The 14445-nt window shown below is 70.9% G+C and carries 10 protein-coding genes and 1 tRNA gene; 8 read left to right on the top strand and 3 right to left on the bottom strand.

Annotation, left to right across the window (positions count from 1 at the left end; all coding sequences use genetic code 11):
* Nucleotides 1-172: 172 nt before the first annotated feature.
* The gene (locus ACFXBC_RS14085; protein ID WP_385023194.1) at nt 173-1915 is read right to left on the bottom strand and encodes a beta-galactosidase family protein; all 1743 of its coding nucleotides are present in this window, start codon (nt 1913-1915) and stop codon (nt 173-175) included.
* A 195-nt stretch (nt 1916-2110) separates the two neighbouring features.
* Between ACFXBC_RS14085 and ACFXBC_RS14080 the strand changes: the two genes are divergently transcribed.
* The 5 genes from ACFXBC_RS14080 (at nt 2111) to ACFXBC_RS14060 (ending at nt 9042) form a co-directional block, all read left to right on the top strand.
* Nucleotides 2111-2989, top strand: a complete 879-nt coding sequence (locus tag ACFXBC_RS14080) for a helix-turn-helix domain-containing protein (protein WP_385023192.1) — start codon at nt 2111-2113, stop codon at nt 2987-2989.
* Between the two features lie 11 nt (nt 2990-3000).
* Nucleotides 3001-3375 carry a chorismate mutase gene (locus tag ACFXBC_RS14075; RefSeq protein WP_385023190.1) on the top strand — a complete coding sequence of 125 codons (375 nt, stop codon included), beginning with the start codon at nt 3001-3003 and terminating at the stop codon, nt 3373-3375.
* A 110-nt stretch (nt 3376-3485) separates the two neighbouring features.
* Complete coding sequence (gene pepN, locus ACFXBC_RS14070; protein WP_385023188.1) at nt 3486-5990, top strand: aminopeptidase N; 2505 nt, start codon at nt 3486-3488, stop codon at nt 5988-5990.
* A 272-nt stretch (nt 5991-6262) separates the two neighbouring features.
* Nucleotides 6263-7642: a pyridoxal phosphate-dependent decarboxylase family protein gene (locus ACFXBC_RS14065; protein ID WP_385023186.1), complete on the top strand. Its 1380-nt coding sequence runs from the start codon at nt 6263-6265 to the stop codon at nt 7640-7642.
* Nucleotides 7639-9042 carry a lysine N(6)-hydroxylase/L-ornithine N(5)-oxygenase family protein gene (locus ACFXBC_RS14060; RefSeq protein WP_385023184.1) on the top strand — a complete coding sequence of 468 codons (1404 nt, stop codon included), beginning with the start codon at nt 7639-7641 and terminating at the stop codon, nt 9040-9042. Before ACFXBC_RS14065 ends, ACFXBC_RS14060 begins: the two co-directional genes overlap by 4 nt.
* Before the next feature lie 69 nt (nt 9043-9111).
* Here the strand turns inward: ACFXBC_RS14060 and ACFXBC_RS14055 are convergent, their stop codons facing one another.
* On the bottom strand, nt 9112-10914 hold the full coding sequence (locus ACFXBC_RS14055; RefSeq protein WP_385023182.1) for a bifunctional metallophosphatase/5'-nucleotidase: 1803 nt from the start codon (nt 10912-10914) through the stop codon (nt 9112-9114).
* A 158-nt stretch (nt 10915-11072) separates the two neighbouring features.
* On the opposite strand from ACFXBC_RS14055, the gene ACFXBC_RS14050 reads away from it, so the two are divergent.
* Both ACFXBC_RS14050 and pyk read left to right on the top strand, forming a co-directional pair.
* A complete protein-coding gene (locus ACFXBC_RS14050) occupies nt 11073-11792 on the top strand; it encodes an SIMPL domain-containing protein (protein ID WP_385023180.1) in 720 nt (239 codons plus the stop codon).
* Between the two features lie 165 nt (nt 11793-11957).
* Nucleotides 11958-13394: a pyruvate kinase gene (gene pyk, locus ACFXBC_RS14045; RefSeq protein WP_385023178.1), complete on the top strand. Its 1437-nt coding sequence runs from the start codon at nt 11958-11960 to the stop codon at nt 13392-13394.
* An 89-nt stretch (nt 13395-13483) separates the two neighbouring features.
* Here the strand turns inward: pyk and ACFXBC_RS14040 are convergent.
* Nucleotides 13484-13570: transfer RNA gene (locus ACFXBC_RS14040), tRNA-Leu, on the bottom strand.
* A 96-nt stretch (nt 13571-13666) separates the two neighbouring features.
* Between ACFXBC_RS14040 and ACFXBC_RS14035 the strand changes: the two genes are divergently transcribed.
* Nucleotides 13667-14320: an ANTAR domain-containing response regulator gene (locus ACFXBC_RS14035; protein ID WP_385023176.1), complete on the top strand. Its 654-nt coding sequence runs from the start codon at nt 13667-13669 to the stop codon at nt 14318-14320.
* The last annotated feature ends 125 nt before the right edge of the window (nt 14321-14445 follow it).

The following is a 14445-nucleotide window of genomic DNA, read 5'->3' as shown; positions in this document are numbered from 1 at the left end:
ACCGGCCCTGCCGTGCCCGTCCGGCGGCGGGCGGCGGGCGGCGGGCGGCCCTGCGTACCCGCCCGACGGCGGGCCGGCTCACCCGCAGCGTTGGCCCCGGCTCGGCCGCCTCAGGGCAGCATCGGCCCCGGCTTGCCCGCCTGAGCGCAGGACCGGCCCCGGCTTGCCCGCCTCAGCGCAGCGTCAGCCCAGGCTCGGCCCCCTCCGCCCCCGCGAGCTCCAGCACCCACACCTCGTTCTCGCCCTCGCGCAGCACCGGGCCCGGTATGAACAGCGAGTCCTGGGGCCCGGCCGACCAGTAGCGCCCCAGGCAGAAGCCGTTCACCCAGACGAAACCCCTTACCCAGCCGGTCAGTTCCAGCGTCGCGTCCCCGGCGCCGCGTACCTCGAACGTTCCCCGGTGCAGCCCCCGGCCCCCGCGGTCCGGCCCGGTCGGCGACGCCGCGCGGAACGGCAGCTTCGCGACCGCGGCCGGGTCGTCGAACGCGTCGAGCCGCAGCCCCTGGGCCCGTACCCCGTGCAGATACTGCCGCTCGTGCAGCACCCCGCCCGTCAGGCCCTTCGGCTCACCCAGCCGGGGCCCGTAGTTGACCCGGCCGAGCGACTCCACCCACAGCTCCACCGAAGCCGGCCCCGCCACCGGCGCGCCCAGCTCCGTGTGCACTCCGTCGACGTACAGCCGCACCACATCGCGCGCTCCGGGAGCGGTCAGCGGATACGGCTCACGCGGACCCGGCACCCGCACGCTGTAACGGACCAGACCCCGGTCGACATCCAGCTCCTCGAAGGTCGGCGGAAACCCGGTGAGCTGCTCCGGGCCGCCCAGCGCGTCCATCACCCCGCCCAGCGGCACCCACTCGGGCAGCGTGGCGCCCACGGGCTCAGCCAGCACGGCGGGCGGCGGCGGCAGCTCCGGCAGCGGCTCCCGCGCGTACGGCGCCAGCACCTCGCGGAAGAGCCAGAACTTCTCGGTCGGCCGCCCGTACTCGTCGACCGGCGCCCCGTAGTCGTACGAGGTCACGGTCGGCTGCAGGGCGCCGTCGTGCAGCTCACCCGAGCGGTTGGCGCCCGCCCAGCCGGCGAAATTCGTACCGCCGTGCGCCATGTACAGATTCACCGAAGCGCCGCACTCCAGGATCTCCCGCAGCGCCCGCGCCGCGTCCGCCGGATCCCGTACGACGGGCTCCGCGCCCCAGTGGCCGAACCAGCCGCACCAGAACTCCATGCACATCAGCGGGGACTTCGGCCGGTGCCGGCGCAGCACATCGAAGCCCTCGCGCGCGTTCGAGCCGAAGTTGGCCGTGGCCAGTACCCCGGGGACCGAACCGCCGGTCAGCATGTGGTCCTCGGGCCCGTCCGACGTGAAGAGCGGCACGCTCACGCCGAGCCTGCGCAACAGCCCCGCCATATGGCGCAGATAGGTCTGGTCGGATCCGTAACTGCCGTACTCGTTCTCGACCTGCACCATGATCACCGGGCCGCCCCGGTCGATCTGCCGGGGCACGATCTCGTGCATGAGGTGGTGGAACCAGCGGTCCACCTCCCGCAGATACGCAGCGTCACGCGTCCGCACCCGCGGGCCGAGCGGTCCGGTCAGCCAGTGCGGCAGCCCGCCGTTCTCCCACTCGGCGCAGATGTACGGTCCCGGGCGGACGACCGCCCAGAGCCCGGCCTCGTGCGCGGCGTCCAGGAACCGGCCGAGCGCCTGCACATCGTGGAACCGTCCCTGCTGGGGCTCGTGCAGATTCCATGGCACGTAGGTCTCCACGGAGTTGAGCCCCATGGCCCGGAGCATCGCCAGCCGGTGCCCCCACTGGTCCTCGTGCACCCGGAAGTAGTGCAGTGCCCCCGACAGCAGCCGGACCGGCCGCCCGTCGATCAGGAAATCCTCGTCACCCACAGTGAAATCAGCCACGCCGTCACTCTCACCCCTGGCGGCAGCCCGGTCCATGGACAAAGATCAACGTTCATTGGACACAAGAGCCGGACACCCGAGCCGGACAAAAGAGCCGGACACCGGAGCCGGACGCCGGAGCCGGACACCAGGACCGCAGTGAACAGCCGGCCCGTGAGGGAACACGACGCACCGCACCGGGAGGACGGAAAAGGGATGTACCACACCTGGATGCGCTATTTCACCCCGAGCCCCGTCCACCACAAGCTCGGTCTCGTCTGCCTCGGAGTCGGGCTCCAGCACGGCACCCTGCCCGCGGTCGGCCCGCGCACGCTCGACCACCATGTCGCCGTCGTCGTCGGCGCGGGCAGCGGCTGGTACCGCGGCGCCGACGGACGCCGTACGGCCGTCACCGCCCCCGCGCTGATCTGGATCACGCCCGGCGCCACCCATCACTACGGAGCCGATCCGGTCACCGGCTGGGACGAGTCCTTCGTCGACTTCACCGGGCCCGCCACCGCCACCTACACCGAACTCGGCTACATCGAACCCGACCGGCCCGTCGTCCCGCTCGCCGACGTCGCGGGCGCACGGGCGGCCGTGGGGCGCATCGTCCGCGCCGCGCGCCGCGGGAACCCGCTGCTCGAAGTGGAGAGCGGGGCCGCCGTGCACGAACTGCTCGTCGCGCTGCGCCGCGCCCGCGCCGACACCGACGCCGAGGGCGCCCCCGTGCTCCAGGCGCTCGCCCGCGACGCCTTCCAGCCGCTGACCGTCGCCGAACACGCGGCCCGGCACGGCATGACCCCTGCCGAACTGCGCACCGCCGTACGGCAGGGGGCGGGGTGCAGCCCCAAGGACTACCTCCTGGGCATCCGCCTCGGCCGCGCCAAGGAACTGCTCGCCGCCACCGATCTGCCGGTCGCGGCCGTCGCCCGCAGAGTGGGCTACGACGACCCGGCGTACTTCTCCCGGCTGTTCACCCGCCGGGTCGGGAAGGCCCCCGTCGTCTTCCGCCAGCAGCAGGGGAACACCGTCCCCGGCGGCTGGAGTGACCAGATACCGGACCCCGACAACCCGCCGACGATCACGACGTAAGCTCGACGACCATGACCGAGACAGCCCCGTCCGTACAGGCCGAACTGGACCGTCTGCGCGGCTCCATCGACAACATCGACGCCGCCGTCGTCCATATGCTCGCCGAGCGCTTCAAGGCCACCCAGCAGGTCGGCCTCCTCAAGGCACGCAACCACCTCCCGCCCGCCGACCCGGCCCGCGAGGCCCGCCAGATCGCCCGGCTGCGCAGCCTCGCCGAGAACGCCAGACTGGACCCGGCCTTCGCCGAGAAGCTGCTCAACTTCATCGTCGCGGAGGTGATCCGGCACCACGAACGGATCGCTGAGGGATCTGCGGAGGGATCGGCGGACGGCACCGTGGACGGTCCGGCTGAGGGCCCGGTGGACGGTCCGGCCGAAGGCAGCTGAACGGTGTCCGGCGACGGCCGGTGACCGGACCGCCACACCCCCGTACCACCCGGCCACCGCAACCGATTTCCCCGTGCGCGCTGTCGGTGGCGTACGGCACGATGGGGGCCATGTCCGTACTGACGCGCGATGAAGCGCAGCTCCGAGCCCAGCTCCTCGATGTCCAGCGGTACACGATCGACCTCGATCTGACCCAGGGCGACGACACCTTCGACTCCCGCACCGTCATCCGCTTCTCCGCGCGTGCGGCCGGAGACACCTTCGTCGAGGTCAAGCCCGCCGAGCTGCGCTCCGTGACCCTCGACGGACGGCCCATCGACCCCGAGACGCTCTCCGGGAACCGGCTCCCGCTCCCCGGTCTCACGGCGGGGGAGCACGAGCTGCGGGTCGACGCCTCGATGCGCTACTCGCGCACCGGTGAGGGCCTGCACCGGTTCACCGACCCCACCGACGGCGAGACCTACGCCTACACCCAGCTGTTCATGGAGGACGTCCAGCGGGTGTTCGCCGCGTTCGACCAGCCCGACCTGAAAGCCGTCTTCGAGCTCGGGGTCACCGCGCCCGACGGCTGGACCGTCCTCGCCAACGCCGTCACCCGCCGCACCGACGGCGGCCACTGGCAGGCCGCGCCCACCCCGCTGGTCTCCACCTATCTGATCGCCGTCGCCGCGGGCCCCTGGCACTCCGTGACCACCGAGCACGCCGGGCTCCCCTTCGGCCTGCACTGCCGCCGCTCCCTCGCGCCCTACCTCGACGCCGACGCCGAGGAGATCTTCGAGATCACCCGCGCCTGCTACGACCGCTACCACGAGAAGTTCGACGAGCCGTACCCGTTCGACTCCTACGACCAGGCATTCGTACCGGAGTTCAACGCCGGCGCCATGGAGAACCCGGGCCTGGTCACCTTCCGCGACGAGTTCATCTTCCGCTCGGCCGTCACCGACACCGAGCGGCAGACCCGCGGCATGGTCATCGCCCATGAGATGGCCCATATGTGGTTCGGCGACCTCGTCACCCTCCGGTGGTGGGACGACATCTGGCTGAACGAGTCCTTCGCCGAGTACATGGGCTACCAGACCCTCGCCGAAGCCACCCGCTTCACCGGCACCTGGGTGAACTTCGCGATCGCCCGCAAGACCTGGGGTTACGACGCGGACCAGCGCCCCTCCACCCACCCGGTCGCCCCCGACCCGGCCCTCGTCCCCGACACCGCGTCCGCGATGCTCAACTTCGACGGGATCTCCTACGCCAAGGGCGCGTCCGCGCTGCGCCAGCTCGTCGCCTGGCTGGGCGAGAAGGACTTCCTCGCCGGGATCAACGTTCACTTCGCCCGCCACCGCTTCGGGAACGCCACCCTCGCCGACTTCATCGACAACCTGGCGTCCGCCACCGACCGGGACGTCCACGGCTGGGCCGCGCACTGGCTGGGCACCACCGGGGTCGACACCCTCACCCCCACCGTCACCGAGACCGACACCAGCTGGTCGTTCGGCGTCGCCCACACCGGCAGCCGCCCGCACCGCATCGCCGTCGGCGCCTACGACCATGACCCCGTCGACCCCGCCCATCTCGTCCTGCGCGAACGCTTCGAGATCGATGTCCCCGCCCCCACCGCCACGGACGATGCCCCGAAGATCCGCCAGGGCCGCCGCCCCGACCTGCTCCTCCTCAACGACGGCGACCTCACCTACGCCAAGGTCCGCCTCGACGCCGGGTCCTGGGAGACCGCCGTACGCGCACTCTCCGGCCTCCCCGACCCGCTGACCCGCGCCGTCGTCTGGAACGCCGCACGCGACATGGTCCGCGACGGCGAACTCCCGCCCGCCGCCTATCTGGACGCCGCACTCGCCCACCTCCCGCACGAGTCGGACCTCGCCGTCGTCGAGGGCGTCCTCACCTTCGCCGCCACCCAGATCGCCGACCGCTATCTCCCCGCCGCCGACCGGCCCGCCGCGCTCGCCACGATCAGCACGGTCTGCCGTGCGCTGATCCGCCGCACCGAGGACGGCAACGACCCTGGGCTCCGCCTCGTCGCCGTCCGGCACTTCATCGACGCGGCCACCCAGCCCGACGGCATCCAGGCCTGGTTCACCGACGGCGGTGTACCCGGCGGACCCGAACTCGACCCGGAGCTGCGCTGGCGCATCCTCCAGCGCCTCGCCGCACTCGGCGCCGTCGAGGAGAGCACCATCGACGCCGAACTCGACCGGGACATCAGCGCCACCGGCCAGGAGGGCGCCGCCCGCTGCCGGGCGGCACTGCCCGCACCGGAGGCCAAGGCCACCGCCTGGCAGCAGATGTTCACCTCCGACGATCTCTCCAACTACCTGTTCATCGCCAACGCCCGCGGCTTCTGGCAGCCCGAACAGACCGCCCTCGTCGCCGGGTACACGGAGCGCTTCTACGAGGACGCCGTCGCCCTGGCCGGCCGCAGGGGACCGGCCATCGCGGAGGCAGCGGGGCGGTACGCCTTCCCCGCGTACGAGATCACCGCCGAGGCACTCGCCCGCGGCGAAGCCTGTCTGCGCGACACCGAGATGATTCCCGCCCTGCGCCGCAAGCTCGCCGACCAGCTCGACGACCTGCGGCGCGCCCTGGAGGTCCGCGGAGCCTGACAGCGGGGGAGCCGGGCGTCCGGCGGAAGCCCGACTCCGGGAGGAGCCCTGTACCGGGGGAGTCTGATACCGGGGCGAGCCCGGCGCCCGGGGGTGCGCCCGGGGGGCCTGCCGCCGGCCGGCCGCCCCCTTGTACCACCCCGGGGGCTCCAACTTCCCCCCGCACGCGGGCAATACCACTTTCGGGTTGACCTCGTTGTGCTCTTCGGGCGCGCCGCCTGTCCCCCGTACAGGCTGGGGCGACAGCCCCGAGCGCACCGAAGGACACCCGTATGAGCACGCCGCCACTCGCCGGAGGGGCCGCAGGGCCGAGCGCCCTGCGGCCCCTCGTCGGTACCGTCCTCGACGCGCTGCACGACGGGGCCGCCGAGCGGATCGGCCCCCTGCCGTCCGGCGGCCCGGAGACCGTCGCCGCCCGGGTGCGGGCCACCGCCCACCCGGTACTGCCCGAATCCGGGACAGGCGCCGAAGAAGCCCTGCGCACCCTGGTCCACGCCCTCACCGAAGGCGCGGCCGACCCCGCCGACCCCCGCTGCGCGGCCCATCTGCACTGCCCGCCGCTGGCCGTCGCCGCAGCCGCCGACCTCGCCGCATCCGCCCTCAACCCCTCGATGGACTCCTGGGACCAGGCCCCCGCCGCCTCCGAACTGGAAGCCCTCGTCACCCGCGCCATCGCCGCCGAGGTCTACCCGGAGAACAGCTGTCCCGAGGCCGGTGCGCTCATCACCACCGGGGGCAGCGAGTCCAACCAGCTCGCCCTGCTGCTCGCCCGTGAACGCCACGGCGCCGTACGGATCGTCTGCGGCGCCAACGCCCACCACTCCCTGCACCGCGCGGCCTGGCTCCTCGGCCTCCCCGAGCCGCTGACCGTCCCCTCGCCCTCCGGGGTCATTGACCTCGCGGCGCTGGACGAAGCGCTCACCGCGACACACGGGCCGGTCCTCGTCGCCGCCACCGCCGGCACCACCGACGCCGGACTCATCGACCCGCTCCCCGAGATCGCCGACCTCTGCGACCGCCACGGCGCCGAACTCCACATCGACGCGGCCTACGGCGGACCGCTGCTCTTCAGCGCACTCCACCGCCCCCTGCTCACCGGCATCGAACGCGCCCACTCGGTAACGCTCGACCTGCACAAACTCGGCTGGCAACCGGTCGCGGCCGGCATCCTCGCCGTCCCCGGGCCCGCCACCCTGGACGCACTCACCCACCAGGCCGACTACCTCAACGCCGACGACGACACCGAAGCGGGCCTCCCCGACCTCCTGGGCCGCTCCCTGCGCACCACCCGGCGCCCCGACGTCTTCAAGATCGCTGTCACCCTCCGCGCCCTCGGCAGGAGCGGCGTCGCCGCACTCGTCGACCGCACCTGCGCCATCGCCGCGGAACTCGCCGGGCTCGTCGAGGCCCACCCCGGCCTGGAGCTCTACGACCGGCCCACCATCTCCACCGTGCTCTTCCGCCCCACCGGAGCGGACGACGAGACCGTGGCCGCCATCCGCCGCACCCTCCTCACCGAGGGCCACGCCGTACTCGGCAGGGCCCGCGCCGACAACCGCCTCTGGCTGAAGGCCACCCTGCTCAACCCCCACGCCACCACCGGTGACCTGGAAGCTCTCCTCAAACTCCTGGAAGGCAGTACGCCCCGATGACCGACCAGCAGCCTCCCGTAGACCAGCCCCACGACCTGGTGGGGGTCGGCATCGGACCGTTCAACCTCTCCCTCTCCGCCCTCGCCCACCCCCTCACCGAGCTCTCCACCGCCTTCTACGAACAGCGCCCCGCCTTCCACTGGCACCCCGGCCTGCTCATCGAGGACGCCACCCTCCAAGTCCCCTTCCTCGCCGATCTGGTGACCCTCGCCGAACCGGCCAGCCCCTGGTCCTTCCTCAGCTACCTCAAGGAACGCGAGCGGCTCTACCCCTTCTACTTCGCCGAGCACTTCCACATCAGGCGCACCGAGTACGACGCCTACTGCCGCTGGGTCAGCGAGAACCTGCCGGGGCTCCACTTCGGCCACCAGGTCGACGCCATCCGCTGGAACGCCGAACACAACCTCTTCGAGGTCGACTTCACCCAGCTCGACGCCGACGGGGAGGCCGAGGCGCTCGGCCGCGCCCACGCCCGCAACCTGGCACTCGGCGTCGGCACCGAGCCGTACATCCCGGAGACCCTCAGGCCGCTCGCCGAAGCGCCATCCGTACCCGTCATCCACTCGTCCGACTACCTCGCCGGCCGTGAACGGCTCCTCGACGCCGGGCACATCACCGTCATCGGCGCGGGCCAGTCCGGCGCCGAGATCTTCCTCGACCTGCTCAGGGCCCGCCCCGCGGGCCAGGAGAAGATCACCTGGCTCGCCAGGACCGAGGCGTTCGCCCCCATGGAGTACTCCAAGCTCGGCCTGGAACACTTCACCCCCGACTACACCCGCTACTTCCACCAACTGCCCGAGTCCGCCCGCGACTCCCTGGCCCCGCAGCAGTGGCAGCTCCACAAGGGCATCGACGCCGAGACCATCGCGGCGATCCACAGCGAGCTCTACCGGCGCACCCAGCACGGCGGCTGGCCCGACGCCGTCCTCACCCCGGGCGTCACCGTCCGCACCGCGGGACGTGTCGCCACCAGCAGGGTCGAACTGCACCTCGAACACGCCCGGCAGGGCAGCCGCTCCCGCCTCGTCACCGACGCCGTGGTCCTCGCCACCGGCTACCGGGAGCGCCCGCTCGACGGCATGCTCGCCGGACTCGACCCCTATATGCGGCGGGACGCATCCGAGCGCCCCCGCATCGACGACCAGTACCGGCTGCTCCTCGACCCCGCCGTCACCGGCTCCGTGTACGTACAGAACGCCGAACGCCACACCCACGGCGTCGGCGCCCCCGACCTCGGCCTCGCCGCCTGGCGCAGCGCGACCATCCTCAACTCCCTGACCGGCAAGGACCCCTACCCGCTGCCCCGGCGCACCGCGTTCACCAGCTTCGGCCTCGACCGCGAGCACGCCCTGCCCCCGCAGCGCCGCTCCCGTCTCGTCCCGCTGGCCGAACACGGCTGAGCGCGGCGGCGGAAGGCCGGACCCGCGGACTGCGGCTCCGGCCGGAGCCGGAGCCCGCGGAGTACGGGATCAGAAGACCGGTGTACCGTCCCGCGTCAGCTTCCAGTCCACCGAGGCGAACTGCGACGCGTCCACCGTGCCCTTCGCCTGCACCCAGGCGATGATCGTGTTCCGGATCTCGTCCGAATTGGCCCACAGCTGCTTGGCGGTCGGCACATGCGGGAAGTTGCCGCCGCCGCTCGCCCGGTAGTTGTTCACCGCCAGCACGAACTGCGCCGCCGGGTCGATCGCCTTGCCGCCGAAGGACAGCTTCGCGATCCGTGAACCGGGCGCCTTGGCGATGTCGATCTCGTACGTCAGACCCGACACCGCGTCGTAGTTGTAGTCCGGGGTGTCGTCCGCGTTCGTCAGCTTCGCGGTGTCCACCGGGCCGCCCGCGGGCGTCTGCACGTAATAGCGCGCCGAGAACTCCAGATAGTCCTTGAGCTGCGCGCCCGTCATCAGCCGCGCCTCCAGCGTGTTCTCGAACGGGTAGAGCCCCGCCGCGTCCTTGATCGTCACGTTCCCGGCGGGGATCTGCGCCGTACGCGAGAAACACGACGCCTGCGAGAGCACCGGCAGCGCCGCGTACGCACCACCGGCCAGCGCCGCCTTCACCGTGTCGGTCTGGACGGCGTTGATCAGATCGATGATCGGCTCGTCCTTCCAGGGAGCGTCCGCCGTGGTCATCGCCGTGGACGAGGTTCCGATCACCTTGTTGACGTACGCCACGACCTTCTTGTGCTCGTCCGTCAGCAGCTTGACGAGCTTCGGGTCCTCCGCCGCCGTATTGGAGTTCAGCACCCGCGCACCGGCCTTCTCGACCGTCCAGCGCCCCTTCTCCCAGACCAGGTCGAAGTCGAAGACCGTGAGCCGCTCGCCCCACATCAGCGGTTCGGAGAGGACGACCTGCTTCCCCGTCTTCTTGTTCTCCACGAACTTCTCGGGGATCTCGACATGCGCGTGGCCCACCAGGATCGCGTCGATCCCCGGCACCTGCTCGGCCACCAGAGCGGCCGCGTTCTCCACATACGGGAGCTGGTCGCCGTACGAGGACGTGCCGCTGGCGCCCGAGTGCGCCGCCACGATCACCACGTCGGCGCCCATGGAGCGCAGCCGCGGCACATACTTCGCCGCCTGCTCCTCAAGCCCCGGAAACACCATCCTGCCCTGGACGTTCGCCTTGTCCCACAGCGCGATGCCCGGGTTCGTCAGCCCGAGTACCGCGACCTTCACATCCCGGCCGTGCGGGGTGCGGAGCGTCCTGAAGACGTACGGAGCGAACGCCGGCTTCATCGTCTTCGCATCCAGGGCGTTGGCCCCGAGCAGCGGGAAGCGGCACTGCTCCTCGAACTTCCGCAGCACCGGAATGCCGTAGTTGAACTCGTGGTTGCCCAGCGCCGCCGCGTCGTAGCCGATGTGGTTCATCGCCTGCGCCATCGGGTGCACCGGACCGTGCTTGGCCGTGATCGGGTCGATCTTCGCGTAGTAGTACGACAGCTGGGTGCCCTGGATGGTGTCGCCCGCGTCGATCATCAGCGTGTTGTGGCGGCCCTTCTCCTTGCGGATCCCGTTGACCAGCGTGGAGATCTTCGCCAGGCCCACATCGTTGTGCGCGGCGTCGTCGAACTCCTTGTCCGTGAAGTAGTCCCAGTTGAAGACATGGCCGTGCAGATCGGTCGTCCCCATCACGGTGAACGAGTACCGCCGCTGCGGGCGGTGGCCGTGGCCGTGCCCGTGGGCTTCGGCGGGCACCGCCGTGCCTCCGGCGATGGCCACACCGGCGCCGGCGGCGGCCGAAGTACCCAGGAAAGTCCTACGGTTGAGCGGCATTCAGTCTCCTCGTCACAAACCACAACGCGCGTAGATGCGGACAACAACCATGCACAACGCGCGTAGATTCTGACCCAGGAGCCACACACCGCAACACCCCCCGGAGGTTTCGATCTGATGACCGCCCACTGTCGTACCGGGGTGCGACAGTGGGAACCATGACCGATGCCACAACGGACGACGCTCCGGCCCCCGCAGCCCTCTACGGCACGCCCGACGCGCCCCGCGTCGCCGTCCGCGGCGAGGCGACCCTCGAAGTCGAGCCCGAGACCGCCACCCTCACCGTCACCGCGAGCGCACGCGGCAAGGGCCGGCGGACGGCCCTCCAGGACCTCACCCGGCGCAACAGCGCCCTGCTCGAACTCGCCAGGGGATACGGCGCAGCCGTCGAGAGACTGGAGAGCGGAGCGCTCTCCGTCAGCCCCGAACTGGTGCAGCACGGCAGGGGTGAGAAGATCCGCGCCTACTCGGGCCAGGTGCGGATCACCCTCGTCCTGAACGACTTCACCGCACTCGGCGAACTCACCTCCCGCCTCGCCGACCAGGAACTGACCCGCGTCGACGGACCCTGGTGGGCGCTGCGCCCGGGATCGCCCGCACACCGCGACGCCCGCAGGCAGGCCGTGGAGGACGCCGTCATCCGCGCCCGGGAGTACGCGGAAGCGCTCGGCGCCCGGCTGACCGCCCTCGTCGAGCTCTCCGACCCCGGCGCCGAGGGCGCGCGGCCGCCGGCCCCCGGCTTCGGGGGCAGCCGCATGTTCGGTTCACCGGGGGCGCCGGGCTCCGACGACGTACCCGCCATCGACCTCGAACCGCAGCGCCAGACCGTTCACGCACAGGTGAACGCCCGTTTCACCATGTCACCACCAGTGCTCTGAAGTCCCACGCGGGGGTCTTCGCATTCCGTTTTCGGGCCATCGGAATTGCTCATCAGAGCACCCCCGCGCACAATTCAACAGTTGTCAATAGCCTTCCGGGTAAAGGGTGTTGAGTTGTCCTGTGGGACTCCTCACTTACCCATCGGTAAGGCATACGCTCGAACCATGCGCCGAGCAAAGATCGTTTGTACCCTGGGCCCCGCGACCGACTCCTACGACCAGATCAAGGCACTGGTCGAGGCCGGAATGGACATGGCCCGATTCAATCTCAGCCACGGCAGCTACGCCGAGCACGAGGAGCGTTTCCACCGCGTCCGCAAAGCCGCGGAGGAGACCGGCCGCAGCGTCGGCATCCTCGCGGATCTTCAAGGTCCGAAGATTCGCCTCGGCCGCTTCGCCGAAGGCCCCGTACTCCTTGAACGCGGCGATGAGTTCACCATCACCGTCGCCCCCGGCGCCCGGGGCGACCGGAGCAGCTGCGGCACCACCTACGGCGGACTCGCCGGTGACGTCACCACCGGCGAGCGCATCCTGGTCGACGACGGCAAGGTCGCCCTGGAAGTGACCTCGGTCGAGGGCCCCCGGGTCCACACCACGGTCGTGGAGGGAGGCATGGTCTCCGACCACAAGGGGCTGAACCTGCCCGGTGTCGCGGTGTCGGTCCCCGCGATGTCGGAGAAGGACACCGAGGACCTCCGCTGGGCCCTGCGGGCCGGGGCCGACATCATCGCGCTCTCCTTCGTTCGCAGGGGCCGGGACGTCGAGGAGGTCCACCGGATCATGGCGGAGGAGGGCCGCACGCTCCCCGTCATCGCCAAGATCGAGAAGCCGCAGGCCGTGGAGAACATCGACGGCATCGTCGCGGCCTTCGACGGCATCATGGTCGCCCGCGGTGACCTCGGCGTCGAGATGCCCCTCGAACAGGTGCCGATCGTCCAGAAGCGCGCCGTCAAGCTGGCCAAGCGCAACGCCAAGCCCGTCATCGTCGCCACCCAGATGCTCGACTCGATGATCGACAACTCCCGGCCCACCCGCGCCGAGGCGTCCGACGTGGCCAACGCCGTCATCGACGGCACCGACGCCGTGATGCTCTCCGGTGAGACCAGCGTCGGCAAGTACCCGGTGGAGACGGTCCGCACCATGGGCCGCATCGTCGAGGCCGCCGAGGAGGACATCCTCGCCCGCGGACTGCCCCCGCTGAGCGACCGCAGCAAGCCCCGCACCCAGGGCGGGGCGGTCGCCCGCGCGGCCGCCGAGATGGGCGACTTCCTCGGCGCGAAGCTGCTCGTGGCCTTCACCCAGTCCGGCGACACCGCGAAGCGGCTCTCCCGCTACCGCTCACCGATCCCGCTGCTGGCCTTCACCCCCGACCCGGCGACCCGCGCCCAGCTCACCCTCACCTGGGGCGTCGAGACCTATCTCGGCCCGCACGTGGAATCCACGGACGAAATGGTCGCGCAGGTCGACGAACAACTGCTGAGGGCGGGCCGCTGCCGCAAGGGCGACATCGTGGTGATCACAGCGGGCTCCCCGCCCGGTGTCCCTGGCTCCACGAATCTGGTGCGCGTGCACCATGTGGGGGAGGACGACAGCCCGAAGTGACGGCGTGCCACTCTGGGTGACGGTGCCTGTCTGCGAGTAGCAAAGAAAAGAGCGGACATTCACGAGAATGTGAACATCCGCTTCTGGAATGGTGCCGGGTATGGGATTCGAACCCACATGTCCTTTCGGACAGAGGTGTTTGAGACCTCCGCGTCAGCCAATTGCGCCAACCCGGCCAGGTTGCCGGTGAGAAGTGTACCTGGTAACGGAAGCGCACAGCAGCTAGGTAGGCTGCATGGGCAGCTGCATCTGCCCCTGAACGAGGAGCCCCCGTGACCGCCCCCGAGTCGCCCCAGCCCGTCGCCGACGACGACAAGTCGCACGTCCCGCCGCTGACGACCCGTGTCGTCATCGCCGAGGACGAGGCCCTCATCCGCCTCGACCTCAAAGAGATGCTCGAAGAAGAGGGCTACGCGGTCGTCGGCGAAGCCGGTGACGGTCAGCGGGCCATCGAGCTGGCCCGGGAGCACCGGCCCGACCTGGTGATCCTCGATGTGAAGATGCCCGTGCTCGACGGGATCTCCGCAGCCGAGAAGATCACCGAGGAGTCCATCGCGCCGGTCCTCATGCTGACCGCGTTCTCGCAGCGCGACCTTGTGGAGCGGGCCAGGGACGCCGGAGCGATGGCGTATCTCGTGAAGCCGTTCTCCAAGAGCGACGTCGTGCCGGCCATCGAGATGGCCGTCTCCCGCTTCACCGAGCTGAAGGCCCTGGAGCAGGAGGTCGCGGACCTCTCGCAGCGGCTGGAGACGCGGAAGCTGGTGGACCGGGCGAAGTCGGTGCTGCAGACGCAGTACGGGCTCACCGAGCCCGCCGCCTTCCGGTGGATCCAGAAGACGTCGATGGACCGCCGCCTCTCGATGCAGCAGGTCGCCGAGGCGGTCATCGAGGACGGCGAGGAGAAGAAGGCGGCCAAGGAGCAGTAGGCCCCGCGTCGACGTTGGTCGGCCGGGAAAGGCGCGGCCCCCCGCGACACCCCGCGGGGGGGGGTGGGGGGGGGGGGCGCCGGGGGGGGGTGTGACACCCCCAGTAGCGCGACGCGCGCGACCGC

Origin of the sequence: Streptomyces sp. NPDC059398 (assembly GCF_042751845.1) — a bacterium.
Classification (GTDB): Bacteria; Actinomycetota; Actinomycetes; order Streptomycetales; family Streptomycetaceae; genus Streptomyces.
The sequence above is the reverse complement of the archived record's forward strand: the minus strand, read 5'-3'. Positions and strand labels throughout refer to the sequence as shown.